Below are 18,723 nucleotides of genomic sequence, written 5' to 3'. Positions count from 1 at the left end.
ATAGTAAACCGCACGCCAACCCGTCTGATCTGCCATGCCCAATCCCATTGAACAAGCCGCTCAAAGCTCCCTCTATATCGGCCTGATGTCCGGCACATCGCTGGACGGCGTCGACGGGGTTCTCGTGGACTTCAGCCAGGCAACGCGCGTGCTGCAACATGCCAGCTGCGGCTTCGACGCGGCATTGCGCGCCGAGTTGCTGGCCCTCAACACCGCTGGCGGCCAGGACGAGCTGCATCGCGCGGCCCTGGCTGCCAATGCACTGGTGCGCCACTATGTACAGGTGGTGCAGCAACTGCTGACTGCAGCCGGCGTCCAGCCCGGGCAGATCGCGGCCATAGGCGCCCATGGCCAGACCGTGCGCCACCGTCCGCAGATGTTCGATGGCACGGGCTATACGCTGCAGCTCAACAGTCCCGCCCTGCTGGCCGAGCTGACCGGCATCACCGTCGTCGCCGACCTGCGCAGCCGCGATGTGGCGGCGGGCGGCCAGGGTGCGCCGCTGGTGCCGGCATTTCATCAAAGCGTGTTCGGCAAGCCCGGGGAAACAGCCCTGGTGCTCAATATCGGCGGCATTGCCAATCTCAGCGTGCTGGATGCCGACGGCTCGGTGCTGGGCTTCGATACCGGCACCGGCAATGCGCTGATGGACGCCTGGTGCCTGCGCCATACCGGCAAGAGCTATGACGACAGCGGCCGGTGGGCCGCCAGCGGCAAGGTCCTGCCCGAACTGCTGGCCGCCATGCTGGGCGATCCCTATCTGGCCCAGCAGCCGCCCAAGAGCACGGGGCGCGATCTGTTTCATGCCGGCTGGCTGGAGCGGCATCTGCAGCAACATGCGGCGCAGGCCGCCGCGCTCGATGTGCAGGCGACCCTGACCGAATTCACGGCCGCCAGCTGCGCCCATGCCGTGCAGCGTTTCGGCAGGGGCGGCACCGAACTGCTGGTCTGCGGCGGCGGTGCACTGAACACCTATCTGATGCAACGCCTGGCCGCCCTGCTGCCGGGCGTGACGGTAGCCTCCACGGCAGAGCGCGGCCTGCCCCCGCTGGAAGTGGAAGCCGCCGCCTTTGCCTGGCTGGCACGCCAATGCCTGCTGGGCCTGCCCGGCAATCTGGCCAGCGTGACGGGCGCCAGCGCCCCGCGCATTCTGGGCGCCATCCACCCCGCTTGACAGCGCAGTTGCCGGCCCGCTTGCAGGCTCAGGCCGCGACTTCGGCTGCCTGCGCCTTGTGCGTCACCACGGGCAGATCGGGCAAGCCGAAGTGACCACGCAGCGTGCTGCTCTGGTAGTCGCTGCGGAACAGCCCGCGCTTGCGCAAAATGGGCACGACCTCACTGGCAAACAGCTCCAGCTGCTGCGTGATCACCGGTGGCATCACATTGAAACCATCGGCAGCACCCGTGCGGAACCAGTCTTCAATCGTGTCCGCCACCTGCTCGGGCGTCCCCGCAATCGCCAGATGCCCGCGCGCGCCGGCCAGTCGCCTGAGCAGCTGGCGCAGCGTGAGTCCGTCGCGCAGCGTGGTCTCCACATAGCCCATGGCACGGCTCCTGGAAGCCTCGACCAGCGCGGGGTCCGGAAAGTCGTCCCGCGTGAGCCGACGGTCCAGCGGCAGACTGCTGAAGTCATAGCCGCCAAAACGGGCCGACAGGCGCCCCAGCCCCACGTCGATGCTGGTCAGGCTGTCGAGCTCCTCCCACACCTGACGGGCTTCGTACTCCGTCGATCCAATCGCGGCGCTGATGCCCGGCAGAATCACAATGCCCTCGGCACTGCGCCCCAGGGACTTCGCCTGCCCCTTGATATCGGCATAAAAGCCTTGTGCCGACTCCTTGCTGCCATGCGCCGTGAAAATGGCCTCGGCCCATTGCGCGGCAAAGGCCCGGCCGGTTTCGGACTGCCCGGCCTGCACCAGCACCGGACGGCCCTGGGGACTGCCCGGCACATTCAGCGGTCCGCGCGTACGGATATGCGTGCCCGCATAGTTGACGGGGCGCACCTGGCCGATGTCCAGGAACCGGCCCGATTCGGCATCATCCACCACAGCCCCGCTCGGAAAGCTGCGCCATAGCGCATCCACTGCGGCCACGAACTCGTCGGCGATGCGGTAGCGCTCTGCATGCTCCACGTTCTCTTGCAGCCCGTAGTTTTCGCCGGCCCTGGGCAGCCAGGAGGTCACGATATTCCAGCCCGCCCGCCCCTTGGAGAGATGGTCCAGCGTGGCGAACTGCCGCGCCAGCGTATAGGGCAGGCTGTAGGTGGTTGAAGCTGTGCCGATCAGCCCGATGCGCTCGGTATGCTGCGCCAGTGCGGCCAGCAGCAGCAGCGGCTCCAGCTGGCCTGAAGAGGCCATCTGCCCGTTGTCGGGCCCGACCAGCCCGTCCGCCAGAAACACGGCGTCGAACTTCGCCGCCTCGGCGATGCGGGCGGCATCCACATACAGATCCAGGTCGGTCAGGGCCTTGCGATTGGCGCCGGGGTGACGCCAGGCACCTTCGTGGTGGCCTCGTGTCATCAGAAACAGGTTCAGGTGTAGTTGTCTTGTCATGGCAAGCTTCTTTCAGGCAAATTCGGCTTCCACACCCAGACTGCGCAGCAAGGTCGCGCGCAGCTGCATGAAAGCGGGGTGATCGGGTCGCCGCGGATGGGCCAGATCCAGCGCATGGTCTTCAGCAATCTTTCCGTCCCTGAGCACCAGAATCCGGTCTGCCAGCAGCAGGGATTCATCCACATCGTGGGTGACCAGGATCACCGTCGGGCGTATGCGCTCCACCATGCGCCGCAGTAGGCCCTGCATGCGCATGCGGGTCAGGGCATCCAGGGCCCCGAAAGGCTCGTCGGCCAGCAGCACATGAGGCTCGCGCAACAAGGAGCGAGCCAGTGCAGCCCTTTGCTTTTGCCCACCGGACAAGGTGGCAGGCCAGGCTGCGGCCTTGTCCGCCAAACCCACCTCGCGCAGCAATTGCACCGCAGTGGACCGGGCCGCCTGCGCGTCCAGGCCCAGCGTCAGGTTGTCCAGCACCGTGAGCCACGGCAGCAGGCGCGAGTCCTGGAACAGCACGCTGACATTGCCATGCGCCAGCGCCGCGCCCGAACTCAGGGCCTCGGCATCGAGGCCGGCCAGGGCTCGCAACAGCGTGGTCTTGCCCGAGCCCGACTCCCCCAGCAGTGCCACGAACTGCCCGGGAGCAATATCGAGATGGATGTCATCGAGCACCTGCTTGCCTTGAAAGCTGCGGCTGAATCCGTGCAGTTGCACGGAACCGGTCAATGCTGGATTGCTCATGATCCGAGCGACCTGCGGTAGGAGAGCACACGTGCCTCCAGGCGCCGCACCGCGGCGTCCGACAGCAGACCCAGCAGCGCGTAGATCAGGATGCCCACCACGATCACATCGGTCTGCCCCCAATCGCGCGCACGGTTCATCAAGTAACCGATGCCGGTCTGCGTGTTGATCAGCTCCAGCACCACCAGCGCCGTCCAGCACAGCGAGACCGCCATGCGCAGGCCCACAAAAAAGCCCGGCAAGGCTCCCGGCAGCGCCACCTTGCGGATGAATTCGGCACGCGACAGTCCCAGCGTCTGCGCCAGCTCCACATGGCCGATGTCGATGCTGCGCAGCGCTGCATGCGTGTTGATGTAGATGGGAATCAGCACTGCGGTAAAGATGAGGAAGATCTTCATCGCCTCGCCGATGCCCAGCCAGATGATGGCCAGCGGAATCAGCGCCAGCGTGGGCACGGCTCGCTTGATTTGCACCAGGCCATCGATCAGGGCCTCTCCGCTGCGGCTCAGTCCGGCGGCCAGCGCCAGCAGCACGCCCACCACAATGCCCAGAAACAGCCCCGTGTAGGCACGCCCAGCCGAAGCCAGCAGATGCGGCAGCAGGCTTCCGTCGAGGGCCAGCTCGTAGCCTGTGCGTAGGGCCTGCGACGGCGCGGTCAGCGTCTCGGGCGCAAGATAGCCCAGGCGCGACGCAGCCTCCCACACCAGCAGCAGCAGGACCGGCCCGGCCAGCAGCATGCGCGGCGACAGGCGGGCCGGCACCAGCGCCGGGGCTTTGCGGTGTGGCGCGGCGAGCGGCGATCCGGTCTGAGACTGCCAGCCGGCCAAGCGCGCTTCCAGAGGAATCGGTGTCATCACGGCCACTCCTCAGCGATTGGCGACGATCACGCCGTCATAGCTCGCCAGGAAGGAGTCCCTGGCATCCAGACGCTGGGGCAGACTGCCTGCGCTATGCAGGATGTCGATGAGCTTCTGGTGGTGAGGCTGAGCCTGTGCAGCGGTCTGGAACTCGAGCGGAGCCTGTGCAGCCTGGATGGCAGCCGCACTCTCGGCATCGAGACGCTGGAAGTTGCGCAGGTAATGCTGCTCCCATTCCTTGCGATGGGTATTGCTCCAGCGCCCCGCGCGCACGAAGGAGGCCAGGAATTCGCGGATGGCCTCGGCCTTCTGCGGATCGGCCAGCACATCCGGACGGGCATAGATATAGGAGGTGGACGGTAGCAGCTGACGCTCCAGTGGATCAGGCACCACACGCGCACCGATCTGCCTGGACAGCCGCGTGACATGCGGCTCGGCAATGGTGGCGACATCCACGGCACGGGCGCGCAAGGCATCGTTGAGTTCGGCCACGCGCAGATGCACCAGCGTGACATCCTTGAGCGTCAGGCCCGCCCGATTCAGCGCCTCGATCAGAAAAACCTGGCGCCCCGAGCCTTCCACATAGCTCACGCGCTTGCCACGCAGATCACTCAGGCGCTCCACCCCCGCGCCGGCATGCTGGAGCAAACGATATTCAGCTCTCGCCCGGGTGAAAGTCGCGATGATGGGCAGGTTCACGCCTGCGGCCCGCGCCTGTATGGGGGGCGTGTCACCGACATAAGCCATGTCCAGCGCTCCGGCGCGGATGGCCTCGAAAATGGCCGGACCGCCGGCAAAATTGGGCAGCTCCAGCTGAAAGCCGGTCTTCTTGCGTTCGCCGCTTGCATCCAGCAGATGGCGAATCAGCTCGCTCTGGTCAGCGACGACCAGCCTGGTCTTGGCGTCCACCGCAGCATGCGCAGCACCGGTGATGCCGGCTGCCGCCATTGCCAGCCACGAAGGCCCGGCCAGCAGAAATCGACGCTTGTCCACTTTCTTCTCCCATGAATGCAATGGGGCAGATGCTAGGGAGCCGTCGATCGATTCAAAAATATTGATTTCAAATTTGGAAACAACCAACTCATCCGAGCGCCGGTGCCGGTCCAGCGGACGCACATGGATTTCGCTGTGCTGTCAGGCACTTAAGACGGCAGGCGCCCATCGAGGCCAGGCGCACAAACGCACAACAAGCTTTGATTCAGCAATATGCTCATGAAATCAATGTTGTAGAAGCCCAGGGAAATGGGCGCCCGCCCGGGCCTCTGCCCATCAAGGCACAGGCCATCGGCAGGCCTGATGCTCGCAATGCAAAAAAGCAGCCCGACCCACCAGTAGCCGGACTGCTTTTCGCATCTTGGATGTCCTGCCCGGCTGGCTCCATCGAGCCAGGCCGGGTTCGATCAGCGCATGAACGCTCAGTGACCGCCGACGTAGATGAACTTGAACAGGAACAGGGCAGCAATCACCCACATGATCCAGTGCACCTCCTTGACCTTGCCCGTGCACAGCTTGAGCACCGCATAGGTGATGAAGCCGAAGGCCAGACCGTTGGCGATGGAGTAGGTGAAAGGCATCATCAGCGCAGTGACGACTGCCGGTATGGCTTCGGTGGTTTCATCCCACTGCACTTCCGTCAGGTCACGCAGCATCAGGCAGGCCACGAACAGCAAAGCAGGCGCAGTGGCATAGCCGGGGACCACACTGGCCAGCGGTGCGATGAACAGGCAGGCCAGGAACAGCATGGCAACCGTGAGAGCCGTCAGACCGGTACGGCCGCCGGCCTGCACACCGGCAGCGCTCTCCACATAGGCGGTGGTGCTGGAGGTGCCCAGGATGGAGCCCACGAAAATCGCGCCTGAATCGGCCAGCAGCGAGCGGTTGAAACGCCCCATGCGCTCAGGCACCAGCAGGCCGGCGCGGCGCGCCACGCCCATCAGCGTGCCGGTGGCATCAAACAGCTCCACCAGGAAGAACACCAGCACCACATTGAGGAAGCCCGTGGTCAGCGCCGTCTTGATGTCGAGCTTCATGAAGGTGGGCTCGATGGAGGGAGGTGCCGAGAAGATGCCGTGGAAGGTATTGCCGCCGAAGAAGAACGAGGCCACCGTCACGGCCAGGATGCCGATCAGCAATGCGCCCGGCACCTTGAGACGGTCCAGCACCACGATCAGCAAAAAGCCCAGCAGCGCCATGATGACCTCGGGCTTGTGCAGATCGCCCAGCGTCACATAGGTATTTTGGTCAGCGGCAACCACACCGGCGGTCTTGAGCGCAATCAGCGCCAGGAACAGTCCCAGCCCGACGGTGATGGACACGCGTATGGACTGCGGTATGCCCTTGATGATGAGCTCACGCAGGCCCAGCATCGTGCAGATCAGGAACAGACATCCCGAGATGAACACCGCCCCCAGAGCCGCCTCCCACGTATAGCCCATCTTGAGCACCACCACGTAGGCAAAATAGGCGTTCAGCCCCATGCCCGGCGCAAGCGCGATCGGGTAGTTGGCATACAGCGCCATAATGGTCGAGCCCAGCGCTGCGATCAGGCAGGTGGCGACAAAGACCGAGCCTTTGGGCATGCCCGCATCCCCCAGAATGGAGGGGTTGACGAACATGATGTAGGCCATTGAAAGAAAGGTCGTCAGTCCTGCGACCAGTTCGGTGCGCACATTGGTGTTGTGCTCCCTGAGTTTGAATATCCGCTCTGTCCAATTCATTGCATAGTCTCCGTGTTGTTTTGCATGCAAGGCGCAACGCGAGGAACGCGCCCGGTCCTGCGCCGCCAAATGAGCGGCGCAGCACATGGCCTTGCCCCGCGGCAAACAGCCATGACTCAAATGGCTGCCGCCCCGCAAGGCGACAACACCTGTGAGGAAAAACTAGCCAGTGTGCCCTTGAACGGCTTCCACTGCGCGCAGGATGGCTTCTGACGTGGCAGGTGCCTGCAGTGGAGGGTTCATCCGGTGCTCGCCGGCGGCAGACACCGCATCGCGAATCGCGAAGAACACCGAGAACGGCAGCAGCAGCGGCGGCTCGCCCACGGCCTTGCTGCGGTGGATGGAGTCTTCATAGTTGTCACCCTCGAACAGGCGCACATTGAAGACCGGCGGGCAGTCATTGGCAGTAGGAATCTTGTAGGTGCTGGGCGCATGGGTCGTGAGCTTTCCGGTTTGCGGATGCCAGACCAGCTCTTCGGTGGTCAGCCAGCCCATGCCCTGGATAAAGGCGCCCTCCACCTGGCCCACATCGACGGCCGGGTTCAGCGAGCGGCCCACGTCATGCAGCACATCGGCGCGCAACAGCTTCCATTCGCCCGTCAGCGTATCGATGACCACTTCGCTGACGGCTGCACCATAGGCAAAGTAGAAGAAGGGGTGGCCCTTCATGCGCTTGCCATCCCAGTGCAGGCCAGGCGTCGCATAGAAGCCATCCGACCACAGCTGCACACGCTGCAGATAGGCGGCGCGCACCAGCTCGGCAAACGGCACATTCTGGCCATTGACCTGCACCGCATTGTTGGCAAAGCGCACGTCATGCGCTTCGCCGCCATGCAGGCGCGCTGCGCATTCGGCCAGACGCTCGCGCAGCTGACGTGCGGCATCCTGCGCGGCCTTGCCGTTGAGGTCGGCCCCCGTCGAAGCCGCCGTGGCCGAGGTGTTGGCCACCTTGCTGGTATCGGTGGCCGTCACACGCACATTCTCGAAGGCCACGCCCAGCTCATGCGCCACCACCTGGGCCACCTTGGTGTTCAGGCCCTGGCCCATTTCGGTGCCGCCATGGTTCACGAGAATCGAGCCATCGGTATAGATATGGACCAGTGCGCCGGCCTGATTGAAGTGGGCCACATTGAAGGAGATGCCGAACTTCAGCGGTGTCAGCGCCAGGCCGCGCTTGAGCACGGCACTGCCGGCGTTGAAGGCATTCACGGCCGCACGGCGCGCGCGGTAGTCGCTGGACTCCTCCAGCTCGGTCACCAGCTCGTGAATCACGTTATCGGTCACGACCTGCTCGTAGGGCGTGATGTTGCGCTCGCTCTTGCCGTAGAAGTTGACGCGCCGCACATCGAGCGGATCGCGCCCCAGGCTGCGGGCCACCGTATCCAGAATGTTCTCGATGGCAATCGCGCCCTGGGGGCCACCAAAGCCACGGAAAGCCGTATTGCTCTGGGTATTGGTCTTGCCCATATAGCCATGCATGAGCACATCGGGCAGCCAGTAGGTATTGTCGAAATGGCACAGCGCACGCGTCATCACCGGCGCCGACAGATCGGCAGAGTGACCGGCGCGCGAGACCATGGAGATCTCGGCGCCCAGCACGCGGCCCTCATCGTCATAGCCCACGTCGTACTCATACCAGAAGCAGTGACGGCGACCGGTGATCATGAAGTCGTCGTCGCGGTCCAGGCGCAGCTTGACCGGCTTTCGCAGCCGGGTGGCCGCCACGGCCGCCACGCAGGCAAACAGCGCCGACTGCGACTCCTTGCCGCCGAAGCCGCCGCCCATGCGCCGGCATTCCACATGCACGCAGTGCGAAGCCACGCCCAGGGCATGCGCCACCAGATGCTGCATCTCGCTGGGATGCTGGGTGGAGCAGTGAATATGCACGGCCCCGTCCTCCTTGGGCGTGGCGTAGCTGATCTGCCCTTCCAGATAGAACTGCTCCTGCCCGCCCACATCGAAGGAGCCCTTGAGGCGGTGCGGCGCGGCATCCATGGCGGCGCGCGCGCCGCCTTCGCGGGTGCTGCGCTCCAGGTGCATGGGCGGCATCACGTACTGGCCCAGCTCATGGGCCTGGCGCGGCGTCAGCACGGGCGCCAGCTCACTGATGGTGGCGACCGCCTTGGCCAGGGCAGCCGCACGCCGCGCCGCATCGCGCGAGCGGGCAATCACGGCGAACAGGGGCTGGCCTACGTAGCGGATCTCGCCATCGCACAGGATCGGGTCGTCATGAATGATGGAGCCGCAGTCGTTGACGCCGGGAATATCGGCCGCCGTGATCACGTCCACCACGTCGGGCATGGCGCGCACGGCCTCCAGCGCCAGCGCCGTCAGACGGCCGTGAGCCACGGGCGAGAGCCCCAGGGCGCAATGCAGCGTGCCTTCCAGCTCGGGCAGGTCGTCGATATAGGCGGCCTCGCCGGCCACATGCAGGTGTGCGGACTCATGCTTGCGGCTGACACCCACGCGCGCGCCCTGGTCATGGGCCTTGGCCTCGGTCACTTCGTCGATGCGATAGGCCTGGTTCTTGCGGTAGTCGGCAAAGGCTTCCGCCACCAGTTCATTCGTCAATTCAAGGGGGTGGTTCATTTCAGACTCCTTGCTCCACGGCGGCAGGAACAACATGGGGCATCACGCTCCAGACACTGGTCGCCTCGGTACTTTGCGGCTGGTCGGCACGCGTTTCCAGCCACAGACGCTGAATCAGGTTCTGTGCCACCTTGAGACGGTAATCGGCGCTGGCGCGCATATCGCTCATGGGCTTGAAATCCTGGGCCAGCGCAGCCTGTGCGGCCTTCACGTTCTCAAGGCTCCAGGGCTTGCCCAGCAGGGCCGCTTCGGCGCCCGCCGCTCTTCTGACCGTGGCCGCCATGCCGCCAAAGGCCAGTCGGATGGATTGCACCACCTCGCCATCGAGCTCGATGGCAAAGCCGGCGCACAGGGCCGAGATATCGCAGTCGAAGCGCTTGCTGATCTTGTAGCCGCGCACCTGGCGCTGCATGGCCGCCAGCGGCACCGCCAGGGCCTGCACGAACTCTCCCGCCTCCAGCTGGTTCTTCATATAGTCCAGATAGAACTCCGTCAGCGGCATGCGGCGCACACGCTCGCCCTTGCGCAGCTCGATCTGGGCGTCCAGCGCCATCAGCACGGGCGGCGAGTCGCCGATCGGCGAGCCGTTGGCCACATTGCCGCCCATGGTCCCCGCATGGCGGATGGGTGTGGAGGCAAAGCGCAGCCAGACATCGGTCAGGCTGGGCCAGCGCTGCACCAGCGCGCTCCAGGCGGACTCCAGCGAAGCACCGGCGCCGATATACAGCTCGCCGCCCTCGGCGTCGGGCCGCACTTCGATGCGCTTCATCTCGGCCACGTCGCCGACGTAAATCATGTCGCCCAGGTCGCGAAACTGCTTGTTGACCCAGAGCCCCACATCGGTGGAGCCGGCCACAATGCGCGCCTTGGGCTTGGCCTCGCACAGGCCGGCCAGCTCTGCCAGCGTGCGCGGAGCGTGGAAGAAGTCGGTGCGCAGGCCCTGGGGGGCCGCATAGTTCAGCCCTGCATCGCCAGCCTCGGCCTTCAGCCCCTGCAGCGCAGCCACCACGGGCGCCGTATCCAGTCGCGCGGCAGGCAGATCGAACATGCGCTGACCGGCATCGAGAATCGGGCGGTAGCCCGTGCAGCGGCACAGATTGCCCGAGAGTTCGTCGGCCAGCTGCTGGCGCGTGGGCTCGCTGCCCTGCTGCTGGTGATGCTCATAGGCCGACCACAGCGTCATCACGATGCCGGGCGTGCAGAAGCCGCATTGCGAGCCATGGCACTCCACCATGGCCTGCTGTACCGGATGCAGGCTTTGCGGGACCGCCGGCTTGCCGGCGCAGGCAGACTTGCCCGCGCACTGGCTCTTGAGGTCTTCCACCGTGAACAAGGCCTTGCCATGCAGACTGGGCAGAAATTGAATGCAGGCATTGACGGTCTGCAGGCGCAGGCCGTTGATGGCCTCGGTATCGCCGGCTTCGGCCAGCTCGCCGATGACGACCGTGCAGGCACCGCAATCGCCTTCGTTGCAGCCTTCCTTGGTGCCGGTGCAATGGGCATCCTCGCGCAGCCATTGCAGCACGGAGCGTGTGGGGTGCGGGCCTTGCACTTCCACCACCTCGCCGCGGTGGAAGAAGCGTATCGGTTGAGAGTTCTGACTGGTGCTCATGATCGTGGGACTGGGTGAGATTGAATGCCTGCATGCAAGATGCATTCCAAACGCAGCATTCGTCAAGATCGAAGGCTACGCCTGCAGGGGCAGCTTCTCATATGGACGCGCTCATAGGGGCTATGTAGTGCGTCATATATCCATGACCAAAATCAAGGGAGAACCCGTACAAAACCCGGTTACCTACGGGTAAGTCCCAGGAAGTGGGAGCGAAGTCACGCTCCTATATCAATAGCTAATAGCACCCTCCAATCAACAATTTCAAAGACAAAACTATCTGAAATCGTTTATTGAAAAGCGCTAACAGCTATCAAATTTTCAGGCGTCGCCGCCATCCGGAGCCGGGCGCACGGGCTCGTCGGCATCGAGCTGGCTGAACACCAGCGTTGCCGCCAGCGTCATCAGAGCCACCGTCACAAAGGTCGCGCGAATGGCCTGCATGCGCTCGTCGCTGTGCGCCGGCCACATATCGCTGAAGCCCGTCAGCAAGGCTCCGGCCAGGGCCACGCCCATGCTCATGGCCAGCATCTGCACCATGGACAGCAGGCTGTTGCCGCTGCTGGCCGACTCGCCCTCCATATCCTTGAGCGTGACCGAATTCATGGCCGAGAACTGCATGGAGTTGAAGCCGCCGAAGATGAACAGCTGCACCAGCAGCAGCCAGACCGGCGTTCCCGGCACCACCAGCCCGAACGAGGCCAGCATCAAGGCCAGCATCACCGAGTTGACCTGCAGCACGCGCTTGTAGCCGAAGCGCTGCACCGTGCGCACCGCGACGCGCTTGACCAGCATGCTGCCGGTGACCGTGGCCAGCATCATCAGACCCGCGTTCATGGGCGACATCTTGAGGCCGACCTGCAGCATCAGCGGGATCAGGAACGGCGCGGCGCCGCTGCCGAAACGGGTGAACAGATTGCCCAGCAGCCCCACGCGCAGCGAGCGCACCTTGAACAGGCCCGGCGGGAACAACGGCTCATCCACGCGCAGCGCATGCATCCAGTAGCTGGCCAGGCTGGCCAGGCCGAACACCATGAGCACCACCACCAGCGCCATGCCCAGCCCCATGCCGGACAGGCCGTCCAGCGCGATGGAAATGGCCACCATGCCGAAGGCCAGCATGGCGTAGCCCGTGCCGTCAAAGCGGTGCACGGGCACGGGCGCGCTGCGCGGGAACCAGCGCCAGGTCGCCCACAGCCCGATCAGGCCCACGGGCACATTGATCCAGAAGATCCAATGCCAGCTGGCGTACTCCACCATCCAGCCGCCCAGGGTAGGCCCCAGCAGCGGCCCGACCTGGCCGGGAATGGCGATAAAGCTCATGGCGCGAATGAACTCGCCACGCGGATAGGTGCGCAGCACGGCCAGCCGCCCCACGGGCAGCATCATGGCCCCACCCACGCCCTGCACCACGCGCGCCGCGATCAGAAACGGCAGGCTGGGCGAGAGCGCGCACAGCACCGAGCCCAGCACAAACAGCCCTATCGCCCAGCCATAGACGCGCCGCGTGCCAAAGCGGTCGGCCACCCAGCCCGTGGCCGGAATCAGCATGGCCGTGGTCAGCGCATAGGCCACGATGACGGACTGCATCTTCATCGGGCTCTCGCCCAGCTCGGTCGCCATGGCCGGCAAGGCCGTGTTGAGAATGGTCGCGTCCAGCGACTGCATGAAAAAGCCTATGGCCACCAGCCACAGCAGTCTTTCTTTATGGGGGGCACTATGGTGCGCAGCGGGCATCTCACCCATGGGCAGCTCCGGAACAAGGCGGCACGGCAACAAAAAAGCCGCTGACAGGCAGCGGCTTAAGCAATATGCAAGCGCCAGACCAGAGCGGCCGGCGCGCAGACAATCATCTCACTCAGACCGAGAAGCTGGAGCCACAACCACAGGTGGTCGAGGCATTGGGGTTCTTGATCACGAACTGAGCGCCCTGCAGGTCTTCCTTGTAGTCGATCTCGGCACCCACCAGATACTGATAGCTCATGGAGTCGATCAGCAGCGAGACACCGTTCTTGGTCATGGTGGTGTCGTCGTCGTTGGTGATCTCGTCGAAGGTGAAACCGTACTGGAAACCGGAGCAGCCACCACCTTGCACAAAAACGCGCAGCTTCAGATCGGGATTGCCTTCTTCGGCGATCAGGTCGGCCACCTTCGCAGCAGCGCTGTCGGTGAAGACGATGGGGGAAGGCATTTCGGTGGTCGTGGTTTCAGCAACGGCGCTCATGGCATTACTCCGTAGTTTCTTGATTGCCTGAAATGGTACAGCAAGGGGCTCGGGAATACCGGCCGTATCTGTTTGTCGCCAGAGCAAGTGGGGGCTTTGCGCAAGCGCTGGACAAGGCGCAGGCCGCCCATGAAAAAACCGCCTGGAACTTGCATTCGAGGCGGCTTTTCTTGAAAAGACTCCGAAGAGTCTTTCCTGCAGGGGACGCGGATTAACGCTTCGAGAACTGCTTGGCGCGGCGTGCGGAGTGCAGACCGACCTTCTTACGTTCGACTTCACGAGCGTCGCGAGTCACGAAGCCGGCTTGGCTCAGTGCAGGCTTCAGAGCTGCGTCATAGTCGATCAGGGCACGAGTGATGCCGTGACGGGTTGCACCGGCTTGACCGGATTCGCCGCCGCCATGGACGTTCACTTGAATGTCGAAAGTCTCCAGGTTCTCAGTCAGAACCAGGGGTTGCTTTGCGATCATGATGGAGGTTTCGCGGCCGAAGTACTGCTGAATGTCTTTGCCATTCACAGTAATCTTGCCGGAGCCCTTCTTCAGAAACACGCGAGCGACGCTGGACTTGCGACGGCCTGTGCCATTATTCCAATCACCAATCATCTAGGTCTCCTTAGATTTCCAGAGCCTTAGGCTGCTGTGCGGTATGGGGGTGCTCAGCACCGCCGTAAACCTTCAGCTTCTTGATCATGGCGTAGCCCAGAGGACCCTTGGGCAGCATGCCCTTGACGGCCTTCTCGAGAGCACGGCCAGGGAACTTGGCTTGCAGGTCGCGGAAGTTGGTAGCAGTGATGCCACCGGGGAAACCGGAGTGACGGTAGTACACCTTGTCCAGGTTCTTGGTACCAGTGACCTTGAGCTTGGAGGCGTTGATGATGACGATGTAGTCACCGGTGTCAACGTGAGGTGTGTAAATGGCCTTGTGCTTGCCGCGCAGACGGAGTGCCACTTCGCTGGCGACACGTCCGAGCACCTTATCGGTGGCGTCAATCACAAACCACTCGTGTTGCACCTCAGCGGGCTTTGCGCTGAATGTAGACATGAGTTTTCTCTTTCAAGAGGGTTTGGCGGTCCCTTTTCCGCGGTCGGTGCTTCTTCTTGAAAAAGACGGGTCTTTTAAAGGAAGCCTCTTAGGCGGGGTTACTCGGACCCATTTAAACTTGGCCCAAGCCTTCGCCGCGGGAACCATAAAATCGCTGCGAAGCCCGCCATTATACAAAAACGCCAGAATCTGCGTGTTTTCGTGCAGCAGCCTGTTGTGAAACAGCCCCCAGTGCCTGTTTCTCCCTCTGCACCCAGGCGACGACAGCCTTTAAAGACCACAGGGTAAAAAGTGCTGTTCCCCTCTTGCCCTGCTGGTTACCATCCATTTCTATGTTCAGTTACCGCCACGCCTTCCATGCAGGCAATCACGCCGATGTGCTCAAGCACACCGTTCTGATTGCCACCGTGCAATACCTCACGCAAAAAGAGGCTGCGCTGACGGTGCTCGACACCCACGGCGGCGCAGGCCTGTACCGCCTGGACGGCGACTACGCCAGCAAGAGCGGCGAGGCCGAAGAAGGCGTGCTGCGCCTGGCTGCCGCCAAGGAGGCCGAGCTGGCCCCGGTGCTGCAGGACTATCTTCAGATGGTGCGTCGCTTCAACCAGGGCAATGCCATACGCAACTACCCCGGCTCGCCCTTCATCACCCAGGCACTGCTGCGCGGTCATGACCGTCTCAAGGCCTTTGAGCTGCACCCCACGGACATGCGCTCGCTGATCGGCAACATGGCCCAGCTGGAAGCCAGGCGCCAGGTCGTCATCCTGCACGAGGATGGCTTTGAAGGCGTGAAGAAATTCCTGCCTCCGCCATCGCGCCGCGCCTTGCTGCTCTGCGATCCGAGCTACGAACTGAAGACCGACTACGGCCGCGTGCTGGACATGGTGGCGGACGGCCTCAAGCGCTTTCCCACAGGCACTTACGCCGTCTGGTATCCCATCATCCCGCGCCCCGACGCCCATGATCTGCCCAAGCGGCTCAAGACCATGGCCACCAAGGCCGGCAAGAGCTGGCTGCATGCAACGCTCACGGTCAAGAGCAACAAGACCTCCGAGCGCGGCGGCCTGCCCGCCAGCGGCATGTTTCTGATCAACCCGCCGTTCAATCTCAAGGATCAGCTCAAGCCCGCCATGCCGCAGCTGGTCAAGCTGCTGGGTCAGGACAGCAATGCAGGATTCACGCTGGAGTCCGGCGGCTAACAGAGCAGCTGCAGGTCGGCCCTTGCCGACCTTTGCCGGCCCTTTGCCCGCCCTTGCAGCCCGGGCGCACCAGTTGCGCAGGCGGCGCGCCGCCTTCAACCGGCAATGATGGTTCAGCGCTTGCGCTTGGCGGCGTGGGAGACCTTGCGCGCGGGCTGATTCGCGGATGCCGCGCGCGTCTTGGCGGCGGCAGCGCCCTGCGCCACGCTGGGGTGACGCTTTCGGCTCGACGCATTGAGCGTGGCCGGGCACTCGTCTTCATCGGCGTCCAGCTGCCACAGCTCCACGGGCTTGATGCCCAGGCCCAGCATGCCCAGCTCCTGGGCGGCGGCCTTGCTCAGGTCGATGACGCGACCGGGCGCGAAGGGGCCGCGGTCATTGATTCGCACCACCACGCTCTTGCCGGTCACGGAGCTACGCACGCAAACGCGCGTCCCAAAGGGCAGGGTCTTGTGCGCTGCCGTCAAGTCCATGCTGTCAAAGCGCTCGCCGCTGGCCGTCTTGCGGCCGTGGAACTGCTCGCCATACCAGGAGGCCAGGCCCGCCTGGTCGCTTTCACGCGGCGGGCTCAGCTCGTACTTGGTGCTGTCTTCGGGCAGGTCTGCCTTGTCGGCATCCGCAGGCTTGTTGGCCTTGACGCCCAGGCCTTTGTCGCGATAGTTGCTGCGCGCATAGGCGTCGGGCAGCAGGGGGGCGGAGACCGTGGGCTGCGCGCCCTTTTTTCGGGGCTGGCTCTGAACGACGGGAGGCTGTTCCTCAGGCTTTTGCGACAGTGGAGCACAGCCGGCCATGGTCGCGGTGACGACGGCAAGACCTATCCACTGACAACAACGCAAGCGCCAAAATTTCGGTTGCACGGGCGCAATCTCCTTGAAAGCTCAAGTGAGAGCCGCCCAAGACCGGCCGCCTCGCGGCCGGCAAGCTTTTGGCTTACAGGCCCAGACGGTCGCAGATCTCCAGAGTGGCGACGCTCTGGTTCATCGTATAGAAGTGCAGCCCGGGAGCACCCTGGCTGCGCAACTGCTCGCATAGATGAGTCACGACATCCAGACCGAACGCACGAATGGAAGCGGTGTCATCTCCGAACGCCTGCAGACGCAGACGAATCCAGCGCGGAATCTCGGCACCACATGCATCCGAGAAGCGCATCAGCTGCGTAGAGCTGGTAATGGGCATGATTCCTGGCACGACCGGCACGTCGAGCCCCAGAGCCTTCACCTCATCGACAAAGCGCATGTATGCGTCGGCATTGTAGAAGTATTGCGTGATGGCGGAATCTGCACCAGCGCGCACTTTAGCAACAAATGCGTCCAGATCGCTGCGAGGGGACTTTGCTTGGGGGTGAGTTTCGGGATAGGCGGCCACTTCGATGTGAAACCAGTCTCCGAACTCCTGGCGCACGAATGCCACCAGATCGCTGGCGTACTGGAACTCGCCGCCCAGGCCGTAGCCGCTGGGCAGGTCACCGCGCAAGGCGACGATGCGCTTGACGCCCATGGCCTTGAGTTCGCTCAGTTCGGCGCGCACTTTCTCATGCGTGGCACCGATGCAGGAGAAGTGCGAGGCTGCGCCCACACCTTCGTTCTGGATGTCGCGCACCATGGTGAAGGTGCCGGCCTGGGTGGAGCCGCCCGCGCCATAGGTCACGGAGCAGAACTCGGGCTTGCGCGCATACAGGGCCTGGCGTACGCCCACATGCTTGGCAGCGCCTTCGGGCGTCTTGGTGGGGAAAAACTCGAAGCTGACGGGAAAGCTCATGGCGGTCTATGTCTCTGAATCCTGGGTCATGGGCGGGCGTCGAAGGCTCGGCACCCGCCACGCTTTTTTACTCAACGCTCAACGGTCGTTGCGCTTTTTCTGCTTGCTGCGGGCCGGGCCGGGCTGACCGAAGCTGGCCACCTCGGGGTCTTCGTAGAGCTCCTGCTTGGCGCGCTGGGCCTTGATGTCGGCACGCGAAGGGCGCTTGGCGGCCGCCTTGACGGCTGGCCTGGCCGCAGCCGATTCGTCTGCAACAGCCGGGGCCGGAGCCTTGACTTCAGCGCCCTGCTGGGCCCAGACAAAGAATTCGTGATTGCCGTCGCCGCCTTCAATGGACGAGTCCAGCCACTGCTTGACGCTCAGCCCCAGATCGCCGAGGCAGTCGCGAATGCGCTTTTCGACCTCGGCGTACAAGGCCGTGTCGCGCACAATGCCGCCCTTGCCGATCTGGCCGGGCTGCAGCTCGAACTGGGGCTTGACCAGCATCAGCAGCTGGCCATGGGGCTTGAGCAGCTGCACCACGGCAGGCAGCACCAGGGTCAGCGAGATGAAGGACAGATCGCCGGTCACGAAATCAAACGTCGGGCTGATGTCGATATGCTCGGTGCCGGGCTTGCGGCGCAACTCCACCGGAGCCAGCCCTTCGGCCCGGGCCTTGGCCTTGGCGGCGCGCTCGGCCTTGAAGCTCTCGACTTCCTGCTCCTTGGCATCGTCGCTGTCGTCATAGTCTTCATCGACCTGACCGCCGTTGCGCATCCAGGCGTAGGGAGCGACGGGCTGGGTGTCGTTGTCCTCTTCTTCCTCGATGACTTCGCACAGCGCCTCGTCGCAGGCCTTCTCCAGCAGCTCGGGCGTCAGCGCGCGGGCGTTGAAGCCCTCGACGCAGACCACGCGCTCGTCACTTTTGAGGCGCTCGTGCAGCTGGCCATGACCCACGTCGATGCCGATGACCTGGGTCGCACCGGCCTGCAGCAGGCAATCGGTGAAGCCGCCCGTGCTCTGACCCACATCCAGGCAGCGCAAGCCCTTGACGCTCAGGCCGGTCGCGGCCAGCGCGCCCTCGAGCTTGAGTCCGCCGCGTGAGATGTATTTGGCCTCGGCGGCGTCCAGCAGCTGCAGCTCGGCACCGGCAGGGATCTCGTCGCCGTTCTTGGCCACTTTCTTCCATGGCGCCAGTGGCGTCAGGCGCCACTCCACACCCGAGGCGATCAGGCGCTGGGCCTGGGAACGGGTGGCAGCATGACCTGCTTCAACCAAAAAAACATCTGCGCGCATAGCGTCGCTTCCTTTGAAATAAACCGGCGCCAGGCGCTGCACAAAGATGCAGCGGGCAAAAGAAATCTTTTGAGATAGCAGCCTACGCTTGATACATCTTGATTTCAGATAAATATTCACCTGAAATCTATATATGACGTGCGCAAGCAGCTATTAAATTTA

16 protein-coding genes are annotated in these 18,723 nt (G+C 63.7%); 2 read left to right on the top strand and 14 right to left on the bottom strand.

Annotation, left to right across the window (positions count from 1 at the left end; translation table 11 throughout):
- Positions 1–34 precede the first annotated feature (34 nt).
- A complete protein-coding gene (locus AC1RTQ_RS04945) occupies positions 35–1,174 on the top strand; it encodes an anhydro-N-acetylmuramic acid kinase (RefSeq protein WP_492874571.1) in 1,140 nt (379 codons plus the stop codon).
- A 28-nt stretch (positions 1,175–1,202) separates the two neighbouring features.
- Here AC1RTQ_RS04945 and AC1RTQ_RS04940 read toward each other — a convergent pair whose 3' ends face one another.
- The 11 genes from AC1RTQ_RS04940 to rplM form a co-directional block, all read right to left on the bottom strand.
- The gene (locus AC1RTQ_RS04940; RefSeq protein ID WP_492874570.1) at positions 1,203–2,552 is read right to left on the bottom strand and encodes an LLM class flavin-dependent oxidoreductase; all 1,350 of its coding nucleotides are present in this window, start codon (positions 2,550–2,552) and stop codon (positions 1,203–1,205) included.
- Between the two features lie 12 nt (positions 2,553–2,564).
- A complete protein-coding gene (locus AC1RTQ_RS04935; protein ID WP_492874569.1) occupies positions 2,565–3,290 on the bottom strand; it encodes an ABC transporter ATP-binding protein in 726 nt (241 codons plus the stop codon).
- A complete protein-coding gene (locus AC1RTQ_RS04930) occupies positions 3,287–4,144 on the bottom strand; it encodes an ABC transporter permease (protein ID WP_492874568.1) in 858 nt (285 codons plus the stop codon). Before AC1RTQ_RS04930 ends, AC1RTQ_RS04935 begins: the two co-directional genes overlap by 4 nt.
- A gap of 12 nt (positions 4,145–4,156) precedes the next feature.
- The gene (locus AC1RTQ_RS04925; protein WP_492874567.1) at positions 4,157–5,140 is read right to left on the bottom strand and encodes an ABC transporter substrate-binding protein; all 984 of its coding nucleotides are present in this window, start codon (positions 5,138–5,140) and stop codon (positions 4,157–4,159) included.
- Positions 5,141–5,562: 422 nt separating this feature from the next.
- On the bottom strand, positions 5,563–6,864 hold the full coding sequence (locus AC1RTQ_RS04920) for an NCS2 family permease (protein ID WP_302092378.1): 1,302 nt from the start codon (positions 6,862–6,864) through the stop codon (positions 5,563–5,565).
- A 162-nt stretch (positions 6,865–7,026) separates the two neighbouring features.
- Positions 7,027–9,453 (bottom strand): xanthine dehydrogenase molybdopterin binding subunit, encoded by a 2,427-nt coding sequence (gene xdhB / locus AC1RTQ_RS04915; RefSeq protein ID WP_492874566.1) that lies wholly within the window; start codon positions 9,451–9,453, stop codon positions 7,027–7,029.
- Position 9,454: 1 nt separating this feature from the next.
- Positions 9,455–11,065 carry a xanthine dehydrogenase small subunit gene (xdhA, locus tag AC1RTQ_RS04910; RefSeq protein WP_492874565.1) on the bottom strand — a complete coding sequence of 537 codons (1,611 nt, stop codon included), beginning with the start codon at positions 11,063–11,065 and terminating at the stop codon, positions 9,455–9,457.
- Positions 11,066–11,383: 318 nt separating this feature from the next.
- Positions 11,384–12,856, bottom strand: coding sequence for a multidrug transporter subunit MdtD (gene mdtD, locus AC1RTQ_RS04905; protein WP_304351936.1), 1,473 nt, complete (start codon positions 12,854–12,856; stop codon positions 11,384–11,386).
- A gap of 64 nt (positions 12,857–12,920) precedes the next feature.
- Positions 12,921–13,286, bottom strand: a complete 366-nt coding sequence (gene erpA, locus AC1RTQ_RS04900; RefSeq protein ID WP_003059000.1) for an iron-sulfur cluster insertion protein ErpA — start codon at positions 13,284–13,286, stop codon at positions 12,921–12,923.
- 211 nt (positions 13,287–13,497) lie between these two features.
- Positions 13,498–13,890: a 30S ribosomal protein S9 gene (gene rpsI, locus AC1RTQ_RS04895; protein ID WP_003059002.1), complete on the bottom strand. Its 393-nt coding sequence runs from the start codon at positions 13,888–13,890 to the stop codon at positions 13,498–13,500.
- Between the two features lie 10 nt (positions 13,891–13,900).
- Complete coding sequence (gene rplM, locus AC1RTQ_RS04890; protein ID WP_003059004.1) at positions 13,901–14,329, bottom strand: 50S ribosomal protein L13; 429 nt, start codon at positions 14,327–14,329, stop codon at positions 13,901–13,903.
- Between the two features lie 332 nt (positions 14,330–14,661).
- On the opposite strand from rplM, the gene AC1RTQ_RS04885 reads away from it, so the two are divergent.
- Positions 14,662–15,528: a 23S rRNA (adenine(2030)-N(6))-methyltransferase RlmJ gene (locus AC1RTQ_RS04885; RefSeq protein ID WP_302092382.1), complete on the top strand. Its 867-nt coding sequence runs from the start codon at positions 14,662–14,664 to the stop codon at positions 15,526–15,528.
- A 113-nt stretch (positions 15,529–15,641) separates the two neighbouring features.
- Here AC1RTQ_RS04885 and AC1RTQ_RS04880 read toward each other — a convergent pair whose 3' ends face one another.
- The 3 genes from AC1RTQ_RS04880 to AC1RTQ_RS04870 all read right to left on the bottom strand — a co-directional run bounded on the left by AC1RTQ_RS04880 (position 15,642) and on the right by AC1RTQ_RS04870 (position 18,561).
- Positions 15,642–16,319: a septal ring lytic transglycosylase RlpA family protein gene (locus AC1RTQ_RS04880; protein ID WP_302092383.1), complete on the bottom strand. Its 678-nt coding sequence runs from the start codon at positions 16,317–16,319 to the stop codon at positions 15,642–15,644.
- A 139-nt stretch (positions 16,320–16,458) separates the two neighbouring features.
- A complete protein-coding gene (metF, locus tag AC1RTQ_RS04875; RefSeq protein ID WP_302092384.1) occupies positions 16,459–17,286 on the bottom strand; it encodes a methylenetetrahydrofolate reductase [NAD(P)H] in 828 nt (275 codons plus the stop codon).
- A gap of 78 nt (positions 17,287–17,364) precedes the next feature.
- A complete protein-coding gene (locus AC1RTQ_RS04870; protein ID WP_302092385.1) occupies positions 17,365–18,561 on the bottom strand; it encodes a TlyA family RNA methyltransferase in 1,197 nt (398 codons plus the stop codon).
- Positions 18,562–18,723 lie beyond the last annotated feature (162 nt).

The organism is Comamonas sp. GW821-FHT11H03, from assembly GCF_058807955.1.
This window is presented reverse-complemented; position numbering and strand designations above follow the sequence as displayed.

Coding starts and splice junctions, on each gene's coding strand:
- AC1RTQ_RS04945 (WP_492874571.1), top strand. CDS start 35: ATGCCCAATCCCATTGAACAAGCCGCTCAAAGCTCCCTCTATATCGGC.
- AC1RTQ_RS04940 (WP_492874570.1), bottom strand. CDS start 2,552: ATGACAAGACAACTACACCTGAACCTGTTTCTGATGACACGAGGCCAC.
- AC1RTQ_RS04935 (WP_492874569.1), bottom strand. CDS start 3,290: ATGAGCAATCCAGCATTGACCGGTTCCGTGCAACTGCACGGATTCAGC.
- AC1RTQ_RS04930 (WP_492874568.1), bottom strand. CDS start 4,144: ATGACACCGATTCCTCTGGAAGCGCGCTTGGCCGGCTGGCAGTCTCAG.
- AC1RTQ_RS04920 (WP_302092378.1), bottom strand. CDS start 6,864: ATGAATTGGACAGAGCGGATATTCAAACTCAGGGAGCACAACACCAAT.
- xdhB (WP_492874566.1), bottom strand. CDS start 9,453: ATGAACCACCCCCTTGAATTGACGAATGAACTGGTGGCGGAAGCCTTT.
- xdhA (WP_492874565.1), bottom strand. CDS start 11,065: ATGAGCACCAGTCAGAACTCTCAACCGATACGCTTCTTCCACCGCGGC.
- erpA (WP_003059000.1), bottom strand. CDS start 13,286: ATGAGCGCCGTTGCTGAAACCACGACCACCGAAATGCCTTCCCCCATC.
- rpsI (WP_003059002.1), bottom strand. CDS start 13,890: ATGATTGGTGATTGGAATAATGGCACAGGCCGTCGCAAGTCCAGCGTC.
- rplM (WP_003059004.1), bottom strand. CDS start 14,329: ATGTCTACATTCAGCGCAAAGCCCGCTGAGGTGCAACACGAGTGGTTT.
- AC1RTQ_RS04885 (WP_302092382.1), top strand. CDS start 14,662: ATGTTCAGTTACCGCCACGCCTTCCATGCAGGCAATCACGCCGATGTG.
- AC1RTQ_RS04880 (WP_302092383.1), bottom strand. CDS start 16,319: ATGGCCGGCTGTGCTCCACTGTCGCAAAAGCCTGAGGAACAGCCTCCC.
- metF (WP_302092384.1), bottom strand. CDS start 17,286: ATGAGCTTTCCCGTCAGCTTCGAGTTTTTCCCCACCAAGACGCCCGAA.
- AC1RTQ_RS04870 (WP_302092385.1), bottom strand. CDS start 18,561: ATGCGCGCAGATGTTTTTTTGGTTGAAGCAGGTCATGCTGCCACCCGT.